Raw genomic sequence first — 18,071 nt, 5'->3', positions numbered from 1 at the left:
TTGTGGTTAATTTTTTTGCCTATTTCATTCCAGGTAGGCTGATTCCTTTTAGTTTTCTATAAAGATTAATGGCATATCGATCCGTCATTCCACTTATGTAATCTATACATAATAAACTGATTTCATAAAGACTAGCTGTATCAGTAATTAACTCCTGATAGGTTTCAGGAAGTAATCTGAAAACAGTTAAATCTTTTTTGCTGGATTCTTCTATGCCTTTTTGAGCAATCGCAGCTCCTAAAAACTCTTCCAATAAGCCTTCTAGAACTCTATGACCTACTACTTCTGTTTGTAAAACTAAATGAGAGCGGTATATTTTCTGAATAGACACCTCAATAATGTCCCTTAAAACTCTTTTTGAAGGAACTTGACTCATTAAGGCAGAATCAAATTTTCCTGTGAGAATATCATCCTCATTTTCCATGAAAACTTCAGCACACTCATTGATCAGTTTATTAATACAAAGTGCTCGTAAATAAGCAATCTTCTCATTTTTACCTTTTGTTTTTTCCAGTTTTTCTGGCAAATAGGAATCTCCTAAAACATTGGCTAGTAAATCACGGGCTTGCTCATAAGGAACCCACCCTAAGCGGCAGCCATCTTCTAAATCAATTACATGATAGCAAATATCATCTGCAGCTTCCACCAAAAAAGTGAGTGGATGGCGAACCCAACTCATTTCATTGGAAAGACGTATCAACCCCAATTCATTGGCTAATTCTTCAAAATAATTTTTTTCCGTTTGGAAGAATCCATATTTTTTCTGGCTCTTTCGGCTACTGTCTTTTTCAAAAAGATGGGCAGTTCTTGGATATTTACTAAATGCAGCCAAAGTACTATAGGTTAATTTTATACCTTGATTATCGGGTCTGTTAAACAATCGAAATCCCTGAGCATTTCCCTCAAAATGAGTCAAATCTTCCCATTCTTCAACTGAAACTTCAGATTGAATCCATTTTCCTAATGAAGTGTTTTTGAAAAATGCCGAGATAGCGTCTTCCCCTGAATGACCAAAAGGAGGGTTTCCGATGTCATGTGCTAGAGAAGCGGCTGCAACTATAGCGCCAAAATCAAATGATGAAAAGCCAGAATCTTGAAGTTCAGGATATTTTTCAACTATGGATTCGCCCACTTTTTTACCTAATGATCTTCCAACACTACTGACTTCCAGGCTGTGTGTTAGTCTTGTATGCACAAAATCTTCCTCGGGTAAAGGAACTACCTGAGTTTTATCCTGTAACCTTCGGAAAGGATGAGAAAATATTATTCTATCGTAATCTTGCTCGAAAAACGATCGTGCAGAGGATTGGTTGGTATTGGTGTTTTGACCTAGACGATTTGGGTTCAGTAATTTTAGCCAGTTCATTTTTTCCATAGCTTAAAATTAATGGAAAGAATTGATTTAAGAATTATAGATTGGAGATAAAAAACTAAGGTACGAGCTGAGAGGCTTGCACTAGCGCGAAAAGGTATAAAAATCTGAGATAACGCGAGTTTTTCAGCTCGTTCTCGTGCCTATTTAGGAAAAAGATACTTCTACCTATTCTGACTATTCACTATAGTATTGTCGATATATAAATTTCTTCCAGAAAGACTGGTAAAATATTCCCTTAATTTTCTGGGAGAAGGGCTATTGGTAGGGTAACCACTTAAATTATAAAATGAATTTCCACATTCACATTCCAAATATTGTTGGCCTGCATTCATGGAAATGATAGAACATTCTTTTTCCGGCTCATAAGGACAGGTTCTTTCAAAAGCAGCATAATCATTTTCTGCTCTTTTAACTACTATTACACCTTTTAAACCAACATCTGGTAAAACAACATTTTTTTCAAATTGCAAACTTTGGTAGCTTACCAAATCCAGATTGAGAGATAATTGAAAAGGATCTGGTAGAGGTAATTCATCCACAAAAACCTCCGGATTTTCTTCCGCACAGCCTAAAAGCATTACTAGAGGGAAAATTAATAGAAAAGATAATTTCTTAATTATAGTCATAAAAACCTTTGCCGCTTTTTCTTCCGTGGTGTCCGGCATCCACTTTTTGTTGTTGTATTCTGCTTGGTCTGAACTTGCTGTCATAGTAAAAGGATTCAAACATAGACTTGGTTACTGAAAAGTTAGTATCCACACCTATTAAATCCATTAACCTAAAAGGGCCCATTTTAAACCCCGAACTTTCCACTAATCTGTCAATTTGCTCGAAATCGGCTACATTTTCTTCCGCTATCTTTAAGGACTCTACATAAAAATGCCGAGCCACACGATTAACGATGAAACCAGGCGAATCTTTTGCCATCACAGCTTTTTTACCCATTTTTTCTGCCAACGCCTTGGTGGTTTCTGCAATTTCAGGATTTGTAGCAGCTCCAGAAATAACCTCTACTAATTTCATAATGTGGGCAGGATTGAAAAAGTGCATGCCAACCAATCTTTCAGGGTTTTGAAGCCCAGCACCAATTTGTGTGATAGGAATGGAGGAAGTATTAGTTGCTAAAATCGTATTTTTGGAATTAATTTTTTCCAACTGACTGAAGATATCAATTTTTACTTGCAGTTTTTCCACAACTGCTTCAATGATAACATCTGCTTTCAGTCCCTCCAAATTAGAAAGGAAACTAATGTTTTGAAGACAAGCCCCCTTTTGTTCCTGAGTTACTTTGCCTTTTTCAATTCCTTTTTCGAGATTTTTGGTAACAGCAGTTTTGGCTTTATCCAAGGCAGCTTCTTGAATATCAAATATGATAGTTTGGTAACCGGCCATAGCACTCATTTGAGCAATACCGGAACCCATGGTTCCTGCTCCTACTATTCCTATGCTTTTGATGTCTTTCAATTTCATAATTTTCTGAATCGATTTTGATTAACTCAAATGCTTAAATTGATTTAAAAAGCGCACATCATTTTCTGAATATAAACGCAAATCATTAACCTGAAATTTAAGCATGGCAATTCTTTCTATTCCCATACCGAAAGCAAAGCCTGAATATTCTTCTGAATCTATTCCACAATTTTCTAACACATTCGGGTCTATCATTCCCGAACCTAAAATTTCTACCCAACCGGAATATTTGCAAACATTACAGCCTTCGCCTTTGCAGATATTACAAGAAATATCCATTTCCGCACTTGGTTCTGTAAAAGGAAAATAAGAAGGGCGGAAACGAACTTTGGTATCCTGTCCGAAAAGCTCTTTTGCGAAATAATATAAAGTCTGTTTTAAATCCACCAATCCAACATTTTTGTCCACAAAAAAGCCTTCCACTTGATGGAAAAAGCAATGAGCACGAGCTGAAATGGCTTCATTTCTGAAGACTCTTCCTGGCGCTAAAGTTCTAAATGGAGGTTTCTGGTTTTCCATTATTCTGATTTGCACAGAAGAAGTATGCGTTCTCAAAGCTATATCCGGATTGCTTTCAATAAAGAAAGTATCCTGCATTTCACGAGCGGGGTGATTTTCTGGGAAATTCAAAGCGGTGAAATTGTGGAAATCATCTTCTATTTCTGGACCATCCGCTACATTAAAACCTATTTTTTGGAAAATCTCCACTATGCGGTTGTGGATGTAAGTCAAAGGATGAACAGTTCCTAAATTAATATTGGGAGGAAGAGTCAAGTCAATTGGGGCCGTGGATTTACTACCTGAATCTGAACTTTCCAATCCGGCAATGAGCTCTTTAAATTTTTCTTCTGCTAATTGCTTTACTTCGTTCACTTCCTGTCCATAAGCTTTACGGTCTTCCGGAGCTATATTTTTGATGTCGGCAAAAAGATCACCTAACACACTTTTGCGACTGATAAATTTTAATCTATAAGCCTCTAACTCATCTTGAGTTTTAGCCGTGGCTGCTGATATCTCAGCTTTTAATGCTTTTATCTTTTCAGACATTGAATTTCAAATCAGTTTTTATCCTAAAAAACAAAGTTAAACGAAAATGGCGGAATATTAAATAAGAGGGAGGAGTAGTTGAGTACAAGGAGTCACGTTAATTATATGACCTCTAAAAAAGCTGGTTTTTTAATCACAAATTATACGAGAACACAAAGGGTTTTCGCTTTTGCCAAAAGTCCATCCACGAGTTAGCTTAGAAATCAGTTCATATACTCCTCCCACCATTCTTGAAAAACGATCAGGGCCCAAATGTGAGCATGGCTATCTTCTGGATTACTTGAATATAATTTCTTTTTTAGAGCCTTAACGCCTTCCCAGTCAAAAACCTCTTGCTTTTCAATTCGCTCTTTATCCAGCCAATTATTTTCTATGTCCTGTTTTAAGTCTTTTCGCAGCCAGTCTAAAAGGGGGACTTCAAAGCCGTGCTTCGGGCGATTATAAATTTTATCAGGTAAAATATCTCTGAAGGTATCTTGCAAAAGCATTTTTTTTCTTTTGCCATTTACTTTGAATTCTTCTGGGAGACTGTTAGCAAAAGCTACTAATTCATGATCTAGAAATGGAACCCTAACTTCTAAAGCATGTTGCATACTCATTAAGTCTACTTTCTGTAACATATCGCCTTGCAAAACCAACTCCTGATCGAGTTGCAAAGACTGATTGATGGAAGTTGAATTGAGCGTTGAAAGCAATTGATCTTTCCATGAATCAAAGGCTTCAAAATCAATGTTTTCTAAAACAGCATTAGATAGTAAGTCTGTTGCTTTTCTGGTTGTTTGTAAACTTGCAAATAGCCAATATTGAGATTGGATATCGATTCGAGATGCATCAGCAAATTTCTTTAATTGTCTGGTTAAATTACCAATAGGATTGTTTCTGGACTTGGGTAATAGATTCCACAATGGCCCTAAGGCATTTACTAATTTTTCCTTTGCTCCCGGGTGCCATAGTCGGTACAAAGCGGCATGTTTGTTATAGCCGGCAAATAATTCGTCTGCTCCATCTCCCGATAAGGCGACTGTAACATTTTCTTTCGTCAATTGACTTAAAGCATAAACAGGCAAAGCAGAACTGTCAGCAAAGGGTTCTGAAAGACTTTTGAGCATTTTGGGTAAGTAGCCATATAAATCATCTAAGCTTAGTGAAAACACTTGATGCTTGGAGCCAATGTGTTTCGCCACAGCATTGGCATATTCAGTCTCATCAAAAAATGAATTTCCTTTATATCCAATGGAGAAAGTATGCAAACCTTCTACTTTTTTAGCAGCTAAAGCTGAAATAATAGAAGAATCAACTCCCCCGCTTAAAAAAGTGCCCAAGGGAACATCTGCAACCAATCTTCGCTCAACTGCTTTTTCCATTAAGGTTTTTAGTTGGCTTTGAGCATCTTCATAAGTGCCTTGAAAAGGATTTTCAAAAGTGCTTTTCAACTCATAATAGGAGTTGATTTGTACTGATTTCTTTTTGACCATTGCATATTGACCTGGCATCAATTTTTTAACACCTTTTACCATGCTCATAGGAGAAGGAACATAGTTTAATTGCAGATAAGTATAAAGCGAATTGGTATCTACTTCTTTTTCAATTCCGAATTTTAGGATGGCTTTAAGTTCGCTGGCAAATATGAAACGATCTTCATCTTCCAAATAATAAAGTGGTTTGATGCCATATCGGTCACGAGCGACTAAGATTTCTTCCTTTTGCTGGTCATAAAAAGCAAATGCAAAAAAGCCATTCAGTTTATTAAGGCCATCTCTCCCTTCATGAATCAATAATTTAAGTAGAACTTCGGTATCAGATTCTGTTTCAAAACCTACGCCCTTGCCAACAAGATCCTGTCGCAGGCTTTTGTAATTGTAAATTTCGCCATTGAAGACTAATTGAAAACGCCCATCTTCAGCTGACATGGGTTGATTTGCCTGAGGGTTTAAGTCAATAATAGATAAACGTCTATGGCCGAGTGCCACAAAATCACCCACAAAAACTTTTTGAAAATCGGGACCACGATGTTCTAAGGTTTCCGTAGCCAGGGAAATATTAGGAAGGTTGAACCTGCCAATTTCATTAAATGCAAATACTCCAGTTATGCCGCACATGCTGCGAAGATAATCAAAATTTATTCGATTGGTAACAGGGTTTTATGAAGGAAGCTCAAAACAGAAAATGACTATATGCATTCACTTTGTTATATGATGATGAGCAGATAAGTTTAGTTTGTTTTACTAAAACATCTGTTGTGGATTTATGTAATTATAAGACATTAATTTATTTCTTTTCTCCTAATTGTTTAGGCGCATTTGATAAATTATATTGTGCCTCGCAATTTTTACTAATCAAATAAGTTACTATTAATTGTAATATTTAAATAATATATGTTCTCAATAGGAAAAATTACCGTTATCATTCTGATCGGATTATTAATACCTAAATATGCCAATGGTCAATTTACGGTTCAAGGTGTTGTGATTTCAGAGAATAATGAAGCAGTGCCCTATGCCACAGTTCGTTTGAAATCAAATGAGGCAAGGGGCACGATCACAAATCTCGATGGCTACTTCAAAATCAATCTCGATTCAGAATCAGATTCATTACTAATTTCCCATGTCGGTGAGGGAACATTCATGACCGCCATTAGTCAAACAATGGAGCTTGATACCTTTAGGTTAAGTAATAATGAGATGGTGTTAAAGGAGATAAGGGTAACTCCTAGTATGTTCAATGCAAAAGATTCAGTAACGAAAGCCCTAAAAATATTTGACAGTAATCATTGGCAAGATAGTCTTCAATTAAGTGCATTTTATCGTGAGTATGGAGCACAAAATGACAAGTGGGGAAGATTTTTTGAAGCGGATTTAAGCATTCAACATTTTGGATCACTCTTTTTAAATGAAGACATTAAAATAGCGGTTAATCAGGCCAGAAAAAGCATGGATGAATTTGAAAATACAAAAGATGCTACCAACCCCCATTTCATACTCTACAGACCGTTAAAATTCAAACTCACTGAACAAGAATTTGAATATATAGGATTAGAAAGTTATTCCGATAAGTGGGTATATGTAATTCGTTTCTATAACGATTCAAAAGATGGTGAGTATAAAGGCAAACTGTATCTCGATTCAGAAGATTTATCTTTTTTAGAGATTCATGCAAAGCTGTCAGAACGAGGAGCTAATAAAGTTCGCAATAAAGGTTGGGGAAAAATTGATGACCAAATCGTTCGCTACAAAAACTATAGAAGAAAAAATGATATTGTGGTTAAATTTAAAGATTACAAAAACAAACAAGTGCTAAGTGCAATTATTATTGATGGTATATGGACTGCTGAGAGTAAAAATGCTAAAGTAGTTTATGATTATACATCCAATTTTTTAGTTACTGGCCTGAAAGAGCAATTGGAACCACTCCAAGAATCTGCCACCATCCAAAAAACCGAAGATTTGTTATCAAAAAAATATGAATATAATGAGTCATTCTGGAGCAACTATAACCATCTGATTGCGGATAAAAAACAGTTGGAAATCCTTAGTCATTTAACTCCCGTTCGATAAAATGATAAAAGAAACGACTTTATTTTTCCACTCTAAGGATTAGGTTTATTTATAAAGGTTTAGTTGTTTATCTACTATAGTTTCCGTAGCCAAAGAAATATTGGGTATGTTAAACCTGCCAATTTCATTAAAAGCAAATACTCCAGTTATGCCACAAATGCTGCGAAGATAGTTAATATTTTTTCTTGCTTATTGATTCACCCATAATTCAGGCGTAGCACCCAAACTGTGTAACCATTGGCGATAATATAATCTGTATTTAGCCTGAAGTTCTATGTATTTCATACGGGCATTGACCAAGCTCATCTGACGGTAGTTAATTAAGAAAATGCTGCTTTCTCCTATTTCAAATTTTCTTAATTCTGCCTTCAATAAACTTTCGTACTGGGTCACAATATTTAGATAAGTATCCAACTGTTGGGCAATATTTTCAAATGTGTTTTCGTATTGTCTGGCTTTATTGCGAATGGATAATTGCTTCTGTTGCAATTCAAAATTGGTGTTCTCCAATTTGATTTCATTCATTTTTAACTCGCCTCTCGATTGCCTCAAAAATAATGGCACACTAAAATTTAATCCCCATTTGTAATTGTCCAAACCACGGATTTCATTGATGTTTCCAGCAGGATCTTGTAAGAGATTGTATTCTAAATTTAATTTAGGTTTTAGCTTTTCTCTTCTTAAACGATTTTCAATTTGAAGTCTCTGAATTTTAAATTCACTTTCCCTAATTGCAGGATGTTCTTGAATAAAGATTGGTAGACTAGCCCTGAGGCTGTCTATTTTGTTTTGAGAAATATTGTTGATAGCGGAAGCTTTTAATTCAGACTCTTCTAATGGCTGCTCTTGCCCCCATAGAAATGAAAATAAGTTCAGTTTGGCATTGGCTAAGCCAACTTCTAATTGCTGATTTTGAATAGTTAAATTTTGCAGTTGAATTGATGCTTCTAAAGTATCTATAGCGGGTTTGTCTCCTTGCTCATAGGATGTTTTATAGTTTTCAAAATTATCAGTAGCCAGTTCAATAGCATCTTCAATTACTCTTTTTTGATATTGGAACTTGGCAAACTGCCAATAGTAATTGCTAGCTTCTAGTAAAATATCAATAAGCAGAAGCTGGGCTTCATTTTCGAAGGCCTTTCTATCTACAAAAGCTTTTTGAAGTGCGGCTCTTCTGTCATCAATAAATAAACCCTGCAAAACAGGCACACTCACTCCCAGATATCCAAGTCCTGCAGCGGGCAATTGGGATTCATCACTTAAATATTCTCCATCGGTCCAATCATATCCACCTTGAATTGTAATTCCCGCTCTCGTGGGCAAACGGATTCCTGATTCACTATATTGATAGTAATTTTTTTGGTCGTAATACTTTTGCTTATTTTTAGAAAAAAGTTCCGGATCAAAATTTCCTTTTGCTGCCAAAACAGCAAAATCTCCCATTTCTCGTAGATTTTGAGCCTGTTGAATTAAAGGGTGGTTTTCCATCACCAAAGAAAGGAATTCCTGTTCGCTTAGTTGGTCAGAAATCAAGGCTTCCTGAGCCTGTAGTGAATCGTTAAATAAAAACAGGCAGCTTAATGAAATGATTATATGTTTAAATTTAATAATCATTTTCTAGTTTTTCCTTCAAATTTGTTTTCTTCACTAGATTGTCCTGTATTCTCAGGAGTATAGAAATTTGGTGGGAAACCATTGATTTGTCGCCAGATTTCATACCAAACAGGCACAATATCCAATAGCGCTAAACCACTTGTTCCTCCGCCAACTCGCAAAGCTTCTGGCCATTCAGGCTCCTCTGGGTCTTGAGCAATTAAAACTCTATATTTTCCATTTGGGCTAATAAAACGATCTATAGCAACGACTTCACCCCCAAAAGTTCCATAGGTAATGATAGGCCAACCTGAGAAAACGATGGAAGGCCAGCCGTCAAATATTAATCTTACTTCATTACCTACATTAAATAAAGGTAGGTCCCTAGGCATAATGTACATTTCCACCGCATAATCAATATCTGCAGGCATAATCGAAACCAAAGACTCTCCTGCTTTAATGTTTTCACCAATTCCAGTACTTACAGCTCGAGTAATGTAGCCATTTTGTGGCGCTCGAACATAATAAAAACCAAAGCGAACTTGGTAATTGGTTAATTGATTTTCCATTTTAACAACTTCGGCTTCGGCATCTTGTAGCATTGAGCGAGTAGAAAACAAATCAGATCGAGCTTTTTGGAATTTATCAGTATACTCATTGTAAATTGAATTCAACTCAATCTTGGCATTTAAGTATTGGTTTCTACTGCTGAGCAGTTTGCTTTCCATACTGATTTTTTTGGCTAGAGACTCCTGAAATTTGTTAGTCCTCATTTCTAAATCGGTCAGAGATTTTAAGCCTTCATCATACAGTTCTCTCTGCCGAGTTAATTGTTTTTCTGCAATGTTTAAATTGATTTGAGCAGCCTCATAATCAATGCTATCGGCTTGAATTTTTAATTCTGCTTGCCTTAGATAATTTTTAGCTTGGCTCAATTTAAGACCTCTATTATCTTCAATGGCGTTTATTTGACTACCTAACGCCTCAATTTTTTCCTGATAAAAACCTAAAGATTGTCTTTTGGCGGTTATTTGCTCCTGTGTTCTCTCTAGTAATTGAGGGTCGAAATATTGATCTTTAATTTCTCTTATAAATAGTATTGTATCCCCTTTTTCTACCCTATCACCTTCTTGAACATACCATTCTTCAATTCTACCATCGATCATAGAATTAAGTTCCTGTGGACGATGAGAAGGGGAAAGAGCCGTAACTTGTCCATTTCCACGTATATTTTGAGTCCATGGTAAAAAAGAAACACCCAGAAATAGTAGGAAGAAAATAATGAGTAGGCGCTTTAAAATTTTATCAGCCCTAATTTCTTTGAATAGAGCAAAGGATCGATACTTGTTAGTATTGACCTTATCTTTTATAGAATATGGACTTATGTTAAGCATTTTTATTTAAGCATATTTTTTCAAACCAATCATGATTTTTAGCTCCTTTTCCTGTAATATCATAAAGGATTTCACCATTTTCCATTCCAATTACCCTATCACAGTTTTCTAATATTCTCATGTCATTACTCACCATCATAACAGTTTGCGGATTATCTTTTCGGCACAAGTAATTTGTAAATTCATGTTTTCTGTCTTGAGAAATCATTCCAAAAATATCCTCCCAAAGAATAAGTGTTTTATTACCAAGGATTCCTCTTGTCCACAAAATCTGTTGTTTTATTTTCTTTGGAAATGTTCTATCACCGGGGAAGAGCATTTTCTGAAAACCCAGTGGTTCGCTATTCATATATTCATCAAGCCCTGTAATTTTGGTAGCTTCTTGAATTTCTTTCATATCACTCATAGGTGAGCCTATACTAATGTTCTCTTCAATAGTGCCTTGAAAAATTCCTCCAAAGCTCATACAGTCACCTATATTTCTTCTAACCTCTGAAATATTCAAATCTCTTAAGGCAGTTCCATTAAACATAATATTACCCTTGTAATCATTATACCATCCGGAAATTAATTGTAGTAATATAGATTTACCAGCATTTGAGGTGCCAGCTATTCCAATTTTTTCACCTTCTTTAATATCTAGATCAATGTCCTTAAGGAATACATGACCAGTATCTTCTTCCTTTAGATTAATGTCCTTTAATTTTATAGCCATTCCATCTGATTTAATTAAAGAATGGCTTCCTGATAAAAATTCTTCTAATGGCTTATCCGTTACTACAGCTATTTTTTCCACAGCAGTAAGGACATCATAAATGGATTCTATAGTAAAAATCATTTTTTCTACAGAATTGATTATAAGTATTACTATAATTTCAGCAGCAACAAACTGCCCGATGTTCATTTGTTGTTCTATTACTAAAAACCCACCAATCAATAATAAGCCAGCGGCAACAAAGGCTTTAAAACCAATCATTAATGAAAATTGATTGATAATAACATCAAAATGCGACCTCCTTGCTTTTACATAATTTTCTGTGTTCTTGTCATTTTTTTCAAGAGGTAGTTTTGAATCTTCCGCCATTTTAAAACTTTCCACATTTCGGGCAAGTTCTTCCAACCAATGAGCGGTTTCGTACTTATAATTAGATTCCCTAATACTGGTTTTAAGCCCTTTTGGACCGGTTAATCTTACTATTAGAAAAATCAATAAGATCAAAAAGAAAGAAAAAATGATAAAGAAAGGGTGATAAAACGAAACTAATATTAATGCAAAAATAATTTGAAAAAATGAAGTTGAAAAATCAATCAGGATTTTAGAAAGCCCCTTTTGAACAGACATAGTGTCAAAGAAGCGATTGATTAACTCAGGTAAATAGGAGTGCTTTACCTGATCCATTTTAAACCTCGGAATTCTGTAGGCAAACTCAAAGGAAGCCCGGGTGAATATTTTTTGCTGTAAGACTTCATTGATAGTAAGTTGCCTTACCTGCAAAACTCCATTTATAATGATTCCCAAAATCACTAAGAAGACCAAAATTATCCATGAAGTACTAACCTGCCCACCCATAATGAGGTTAATGATTGCTTGAATACCCAACGGGAGGGACAAGCTAATCAAACCCGCAAAAACAGCATAAATGTATATCGTAAATACAAAACTTTTTTCGGGCCTTAGCAGGTCAATAAACCTTTTGAAAGGATGGACTTTATAATTGTCAGCCATTTTAGTTCTTTAGGTTTTTTAATATTATCTGATAAAAAATATTTGATAGTTCATCTTTATCCGACTGAACATCAGACAAAGAGGGCATATGCACTGCAAAATATTGCTGATGTAAAATACCTACTATACTGGTAGATGCCAAAGTATTGGCATGACCAAAGCCAGGATTTATTTCCAGCATAATATCAGCCAATCGCCTTGAAACCTTCTTAAAAGTTAAGAATAAGCCATACTTATTCTCTGTATCAACTTCTTTGGTTAAATAAGCTTTTGAAGATTCCGATATTACAATATTGACAAGTTGCTGAAAATTGAGCGTGTTGATGCCTTGCCCTTCTGCGTCAGGTTTACAAATTACCTCAATGGCACGTTCTAATTTTAGATCTGCACTAGCTAAATTATGGGTTTGAAAGGCCAATTGGAGATCTATCCAGCTCCAATACCAATTGTAAAAATATAGTAATAGTTTATGCTTACTTTCAAAGTAGCGGTATATAGAACTTTCAGTTGTGCATAGAGCCTTGGCTAATTTCCCGAAGGTAAAGCTTTCTAAGCCCATATCATCAATCATTTGCAATGATTGCGCAAGTATTTTCCTTCCTAACTCTGAAGATTCAGGGTCTTTTTGGAAAAGATGAGGGTTTAGCTCAATTTTAATAGAAGAAAGTAAATTGTCCACTCTTTAGTATTTTACACGCAGTATTAAAAGTAATACTACCGAAAAACGCAAAAGTTTCGTTCTTGTTCTAAAATTGTTAAAATATTTTTTCGGCATTTAATATATTGTTCGGGTCGAATACTTTTTTAATGCCTCTCATCAGGTTCAGTTTTACATCTCCCATGGCCATTTGCATATAAGGTCTTTTAGCAATTCCGATTCCGTGCTCACCAGATAGTGTACCGCCAAGGCGAACAACCTCTTCAAAGATTTCACCTATACCATCATTCACTTCTTTATTCCAATAATCATCACTCAAGTTTTCTTTCATGATATTGATATGGAGGTTTCCATCACCAGCATGACCATAGCAAACAGAATTAAAGCCATATTTTTCACCTACTTCTTTTATAAAAACAATTAAGGACGGGAGGGTTCCTCTTGGAACGACAACATCTTCCGCTTTTGTGAGTGAATAGGAATTTACTGCGGGACTAACATTTCTTCTTAATTTCCAAAGTTCGTCTTTTCTGGCTTGGGTATCGGCAAAAAGCACTTCTCCACCAGTGTCAAAATCTTCCAATACATTTAAAATGATTTCAGCTTCATTCATCATGACTTCTTCATCATTTCCATCAAGCTCAATTAATAAATGTGCTTTTACATGCTCAGGTAAATCAACGCTAACATTTTCACCCATTTCATTTTTAAGGTAATCTTGTGTTTTTACGATAGCGTCTCGTTCCATAAACTCCATACCCGAAGGTGCAACTCCAGCTTTAAAAATAGCAGCGATTGCACGGCAAGCTTCCTCATTGCTAGTAAAAGGAGCTAGTAAGGTCACATCTTTTCTTGGAAAAGGTCTTAATTTGAAAACTATTTTTGTGATAATCCCCAAAGTGCCCTCACTTCCGCACATCAACTGGGTTAAATTATAGCCTGTACTATTTTTCAATACATTGGCTGCAGTCCATATGATTTCACCATTCGGTAAAACCACTTGCATATTCAGAACATAATCACGGGTAACGCCATATTTCACAGCTTTTGGACCCCCAGCATTTTCTGCTAAGTTTCCTCCCAAAAAGCAGGTTCCTCTACTTGATGGGTCAGGTGGATAAAATAAACCCTTTTCTTTAACAGCATTTTGGAAAACTTCCGTTATAACTCCAGGCTCAACAGTAGCTTGTAAATTCAATTCATCTATAGATATTATGGTATTAAACTTCTCCATGCTGATGACCACACCTTTTTTGGTGGGAAGGGCTCCACCACTTAATCCTGTTCCGCCACCTCGTGGGGTAACTGGAATAAGGTGTTCATTGCACTTTTTCATAATGGCACTGATTTCTTCTGGAGTTGAAGGTTTTAGCACCACATCGGGCATGAAGGAATAATCCTCGGTTTCATCGTGAGAATATTTATATTTATCCTCATCTTGCAAAAAGGCATTTTTTGCCCCTACTATGCTTACCAATTCCTCAAAAATGCTTTGATTTGTAACTGTATCCATGAATTATTTGATTTCTGACTTAGAATTATGCTCCAACACAAATTTAGGAAAATATATTCCATCCAACTGATTTTATTCTTACTGATTGTGTTTTTCCTTTCAGGATGCATGACGGTAAAGAAAAGAAAACTGAGGGAAAGAAAGTTAGACACCATAATTCAAACCGCTCGCTCATACACAGGAACCCCCTATAAATGGGGTGGTGTTAACCGCTCTGGAATGGATTGTTCAGGATTACTCTTCGTTAGTTTCAAATCTGCAGATATAAACATTCCCAGAGTTTCTCGAGATCAGGCAAAGACTGGGAAAAAAGTAAAATTTAGAAAACTAGAAAAAGGAGATGTGGTATTTTTTGCCATGGGAAAAAGGCGAAGAAGAATTACACATGCAGGCTTGGTAACCGAAGTTAGAGGCAAAAATGATGTTCGCTTTATTCACGCCTCTTCAAGTGTGGGCGTAGTTGAAGCCAATATTTATACCGATTACTATACTAAAAAATTCAGGAAAGCCAGAAGGTATTTTTAGAAATGGATTTTTTCCATAGCTTTGCAAGCCGTTGAGAATTACATTTTGTCAATTGTTAACCGTCTATTTTAGAAATGGGGCATTAGCTCAGCTGGCTAGAGCACCACGCTGGCAGCGTGGGGGTCAACGGTTCGAATCCGTTATGCTCCACAAAAGCTACTTCTTAGGAGGTAGCTTTTTTAGTTTTTGGCCTGAAGCCATTTTAAAAAAAGCCACTTCTAAACCGTTCCTTAAAATAATAGCCCTGATTGCATTATAAATACCGATATCACCGTAACTTTGTGGTAGAATCTAAAAGTAATAATCTTGGCTTACCAATATTTAACCGAAGAGAATATTCATAAATTTATTAAAAGTGCTCTGGAAGAAGATATTCGAGATGGAGATCATTCTTCTTTAGCCTCTATTCCGAGAGGAACTCAAAATACTGCACAGCTCATCATTAAAGATGATGGTATTTTGGCTGGAGTAAAAATGGTCGAATATATTTTCAATGCTGTTGACCAAAACTTAAAACTCGAAATCCTCAAAAGGGATGGAGAAACTGTAAAAAAGGGTGATATCGGATTGAAAGTTCATGGTGAAGCTTCTTCTATCTTAACTGCAGAGCGTTTGGTACTGAATTGTCTTCAAAGAATGAGCGGAATAGCAACTTATACTCACAACCTGAGTCAGATGATTGCGCATACTTCCACAAAATTGCTGGATACCCGCAAGACAACTCCAAATTTCAGATTGGCGGAAAAATGGGCAGTTGAAATTGGTGGAGGCAAAAACCATCGATTTGGATTATTTGATATGATTATGTTGAAAGATAATCATAATGATTTTGCAGGTGGCATTACGGCTTCAGTTACTGCAACGAAAAAGTATTTGAAAGAAAACAATCTTGATTTAAGAATTGAGGTTGAAACTCGCAATATTGAGGAAGTAAAAGAAGCCTTGGAAGTTGGTGGAGTGGATGTTATTATGCTAGATAATATGAGTGTGGATCAAATGAAAAAAGCGATTGATTTGATTGGAGATAAATGTCAAACAGAAGCTTCAGGAGGCATAACTGAATCCACTATTGTTAAGATTGCTGAGACGGGCGTTAACTTTATTTCAGTGGGTGCTTTAACCCATTCTTATAAAAGTTTAGACATCAGTTTGAAAGCGGTTTCTTGAAACCATAAAAATGAGATATATTTGCAAACCCAAATAGGGCTTAGTTAAAAATTTACTTTAGAAAATTGAATTGCAGAAATGCTAGTTAAAACAAAAAAATATAAGCTGGATAACGGCACATACATCAAAACTGGTTTGAAAAACATTGTGAAAGAACAATGGTGGGTGTTTTTAATTGCACTTGCAATATGTTCTGGCTATGCCTGGATCCCCAATATTTGGTGGTTCATTGGCTCATTTATTGCCTTATTATTGTATTTCCTTTTTTGGGTGATTCAGTTTGCGGGTGTAACGCAATTAGATCAGTACAAAATATTGTTTGAGCGACTTTCTTATGAAATCAGTTCTCAGCAAATTTTAATTAAATTGAATGCCAAACAAGGTATGCCCATAAAATGGGATCAAATAAAATCAGCTAAAGTGGGAAAAAATGCATTTACATTAGTGCTTTCAAAAGCTCAATTTGTTTATCTCCCCTACAAAGTATTTAAAACAGAAAACGAGAAGAAATTTGTGGAAACAATATTAAAAAGGAAGGAATTGATTAAATCATGACCGAGCCTAAAAATATAGCTATTTTAGCCTCAGGCTCTGGTAGCAATGCCGAAAAAATTATTCATTATTTTAAAAACCATAAGACTATCAATATAGCTTGTGTCATTACTAATAATGAAAATGCTGGTGCAATAGAGAGAGCCGAAAAAGCTCATATTCCATCAAAATATTTTACTAAAGAGGATTTCGAAAATCCTGAGGTTATTCTTCAATATTTGAAATCAAAAGAAGTTGATTTTATTGTTTTAGCTGGGTTTTTATTAAAAATTGCGCCTAAAATTGTTGCTGAATATTCAGAAAAAATAATCAATATTCACCCAGCTTTATTACCAAAATATGGCGGCAAGGGAATGTACGGAAACCATGTACATGAATCAGTAATTTTGAACAAAGAAACCGAAAGCGGTATCACCATTCATTTAGTTAATGATAACTATGATGAAGGACGTATCATTTTCCAGGCTAAATGTGATATCTCCCCTCAAATGGGAGCCAAACAATTATCCGCAAAAGTTCAACAATTAGAGCATCAGCATTTTCCGAAAATTATTGAGGAGTTTGTGGAGAATCACTAAGTGATTTTCCAGCTCTGCTTATTTCATTTCCAAAATATAAAATACTGATAAAAACTAGTGAGGATGGAATCAAGCCTGTTGTAAGGCTTAATGGTAAGCCTTGAAAAATCAGTGAAAGTAATGGGTAAACAATAAATCCTGTTCCAAATTTTAGCATTCTTTCTGTGCTTTTCATTTTTGAGGTTAGATAAACAATGGAGAGCGGAATAAAAACACCTAAGAGTAGTGCTCCAAATCTACTATTTAGATTGGCATTTGAGTCTAGCGTAAGGAAACCAATAATAGACATAAGAGCTAAATTTAAAATTAGTAGAAAAAAAAGATTTACCACTTTCTGGACTATTAGACTTTTCTTTTCACTTTGAATTAGACTCTGGCTTTCTATTTCCAAAACTTCACAAATTAAATTGAGCGTTCTACCTCTAGGCTCATTTTTATCTTTTTCGATTCGTTGAATTGTTCTCAGATTAACATTTGCTTTCTCCGCTAATTCTTCTTGGCTTAAGCCTTTTCTCTTTCTTCCTTCTAAAATGATTTGACCGATATTGTTCATAGATTTAAATTTTTCTAAAACTAAGAACTTTAAGTCATAATCCTTCTGACGAGTCATTGACATATTTGCGTCATTTCATTTGTGATGTAAATGTCGTAAGTTTTTCAAGACACACCCTCTTAACCTTCAAGCCCCCTTTTAATTTCCTAGCTCGTGCTTCTATTAAGAAGTAGGCACAAGCTGGGAAGCTTGCGCCAACAGGTTAAAAATTATTTTTTTCTGCGGATGTAAATCTGTGAGGGCTATACTCTCAAAGAGATTGTAGGGGTATTAAATGGTAGTAAAAAGAAAGCAATCTCAACTCACTCCCCCCTCTCAAAAAGCGTCTCCACCAAATCCGAAAAACTTTCGGGCTCTGAATACAAT

16 protein-coding genes and 1 tRNA gene are annotated in these 18,071 nt (G+C 35.5%); 6 read left to right on the top strand and 11 right to left on the bottom strand.

The features are described from left to right. Positions 1 to 19: 19 nt before the first annotated feature. From Q0L29_RS01175 to asnB, 5 genes are all read right to left on the bottom strand, one after another. Entirely contained in the window at positions 20 to 1,375 is a 1,356-nt protein-coding gene (locus tag Q0L29_RS01175; RefSeq protein WP_367275736.1) for a deoxyguanosinetriphosphate triphosphohydrolase, read from the bottom strand. A gap of 161 nt (positions 1,376 to 1,536) precedes the next feature. Then, positions 1,537 to 1,953 carry a Rieske 2Fe-2S domain-containing protein gene (locus tag Q0L29_RS01170; protein WP_296618430.1) on the bottom strand — a complete coding sequence of 139 codons (417 nt, stop codon included), beginning with the start codon at positions 1,951 to 1,953 and terminating at the stop codon, positions 1,537 to 1,539. Positions 1,954 to 1,987: 34 nt separating this feature from the next. Further along, positions 1,988 to 2,845: a 3-hydroxyacyl-CoA dehydrogenase NAD-binding domain-containing protein gene (locus Q0L29_RS01165; RefSeq protein ID WP_296618429.1), complete on the bottom strand. Its 858-nt coding sequence runs from the start codon at positions 2,843 to 2,845 to the stop codon at positions 1,988 to 1,990. Positions 2,846 to 2,866: 21 nt separating this feature from the next. Continuing rightward, positions 2,867 to 3,892 (bottom strand): phenylalanine--tRNA ligase subunit alpha, encoded by a 1,026-nt coding sequence (locus Q0L29_RS01160; RefSeq protein ID WP_296618428.1) that lies wholly within the window; start codon positions 3,890 to 3,892, stop codon positions 2,867 to 2,869. 203 nt (positions 3,893 to 4,095) lie between these two features. Further along, a complete protein-coding gene (asnB, locus tag Q0L29_RS01155) occupies positions 4,096 to 5,991 on the bottom strand; it encodes an asparagine synthase (glutamine-hydrolyzing) (protein ID WP_296618427.1) in 1,896 nt (631 codons plus the stop codon). Between the two features lie 276 nt (positions 5,992 to 6,267). On the opposite strand from asnB, the gene Q0L29_RS01150 reads away from it, so the two are divergent. Beyond that, entirely contained in the window at positions 6,268 to 7,446 is a 1,179-nt protein-coding gene (locus Q0L29_RS01150) for a carboxypeptidase-like regulatory domain-containing protein (RefSeq protein WP_296618426.1), read from the top strand. A gap of 189 nt (positions 7,447 to 7,635) precedes the next feature. Here Q0L29_RS01150 and Q0L29_RS01145 read toward each other — a convergent pair whose 3' ends face one another. The 5 genes from Q0L29_RS01145 to Q0L29_RS01125 all read right to left on the bottom strand — a co-directional run bounded on the left by Q0L29_RS01145 (position 7,636) and on the right by Q0L29_RS01125 (position 14,330). Beyond that, entirely contained in the window at positions 7,636 to 9,060 is a 1,425-nt protein-coding gene (locus Q0L29_RS01145) for a TolC family protein (protein WP_296618425.1), read from the bottom strand. Then, complete coding sequence (locus tag Q0L29_RS01140; RefSeq protein ID WP_296618424.1) at positions 9,057 to 10,433, bottom strand: HlyD family efflux transporter periplasmic adaptor subunit; 1,377 nt, start codon at positions 10,431 to 10,433, stop codon at positions 9,057 to 9,059. The genes Q0L29_RS01145 and Q0L29_RS01140 overlap by 4 nt, the downstream gene beginning before the upstream one ends. Then, positions 10,426 to 12,159 (bottom strand): peptidase domain-containing ABC transporter, encoded by a 1,734-nt coding sequence (locus Q0L29_RS01135; RefSeq protein ID WP_296618423.1) that lies wholly within the window; start codon positions 12,157 to 12,159, stop codon positions 10,426 to 10,428. Before Q0L29_RS01135 ends, Q0L29_RS01140 begins: the two co-directional genes overlap by 8 nt. 1 nt (position 12,160) lies before the next feature. Next, positions 12,161 to 12,838: a TetR/AcrR family transcriptional regulator gene (locus Q0L29_RS01130; protein ID WP_296618422.1), complete on the bottom strand. Its 678-nt coding sequence runs from the start codon at positions 12,836 to 12,838 to the stop codon at positions 12,161 to 12,163. A gap of 76 nt (positions 12,839 to 12,914) precedes the next feature. Beyond that, on the bottom strand, positions 12,915 to 14,330 hold the full coding sequence (locus Q0L29_RS01125; protein WP_296618421.1) for an FAD-linked oxidase C-terminal domain-containing protein: 1,416 nt from the start codon (positions 14,328 to 14,330) through the stop codon (positions 12,915 to 12,917). Positions 14,331 to 14,357: 27 nt separating this feature from the next. On the opposite strand from Q0L29_RS01125, the gene Q0L29_RS01120 reads away from it, so the two are divergent. The 5 genes from Q0L29_RS01120 to purN all read left to right on the top strand — a co-directional run bounded on the left by Q0L29_RS01120 (position 14,358) and on the right by purN (position 17,152). Next, positions 14,358 to 14,855, top strand: coding sequence for a C40 family peptidase (locus Q0L29_RS01120; RefSeq protein WP_296618420.1), 498 nt, complete (start codon positions 14,358 to 14,360; stop codon positions 14,853 to 14,855). A 76-nt stretch (positions 14,856 to 14,931) separates the two neighbouring features. Continuing rightward, positions 14,932 to 15,005: transfer RNA gene (locus Q0L29_RS01115), tRNA-Ala, on the top strand. 156 nt (positions 15,006 to 15,161) lie between these two features. Then, complete coding sequence (gene nadC, locus Q0L29_RS01110; RefSeq protein WP_296618419.1) at positions 15,162 to 16,022, top strand: carboxylating nicotinate-nucleotide diphosphorylase; 861 nt, start codon at positions 15,162 to 15,164, stop codon at positions 16,020 to 16,022. Between the two features lie 78 nt (positions 16,023 to 16,100). Then, the gene (locus Q0L29_RS01105; protein ID WP_296618418.1) at positions 16,101 to 16,577 is read left to right on the top strand and encodes a YcxB family protein; all 477 of its coding nucleotides are present in this window, start codon (positions 16,101 to 16,103) and stop codon (positions 16,575 to 16,577) included. Further along, the gene (purN, locus tag Q0L29_RS01100; protein ID WP_296618417.1) at positions 16,574 to 17,152 is read left to right on the top strand and encodes a phosphoribosylglycinamide formyltransferase; all 579 of its coding nucleotides are present in this window, start codon (positions 16,574 to 16,576) and stop codon (positions 17,150 to 17,152) included. Before Q0L29_RS01105 ends, purN begins: the two co-directional genes overlap by 4 nt. Here purN and Q0L29_RS01095 read toward each other — a convergent pair. Then, positions 17,124 to 17,705 carry a helix-turn-helix transcriptional regulator gene (locus Q0L29_RS01095; RefSeq protein ID WP_296618416.1) on the bottom strand — a complete coding sequence of 194 codons (582 nt, stop codon included), beginning with the start codon at positions 17,703 to 17,705 and terminating at the stop codon, positions 17,124 to 17,126. The two genes, purN and Q0L29_RS01095, sit on opposite strands and share 29 nt — an antisense overlap. Positions 17,706 to 18,071: the final 366 nt, after the last annotated feature.

This window comes from Marivirga sp. (assembly GCF_024636815.1).
GTDB lineage: Bacteria > Bacteroidota > Bacteroidia > Cytophagales > Cyclobacteriaceae > Marivirga.
The sequence above is the reverse complement of the archived record's forward strand: the minus strand, read 5'-3'. Positions and strand labels throughout refer to the sequence as shown.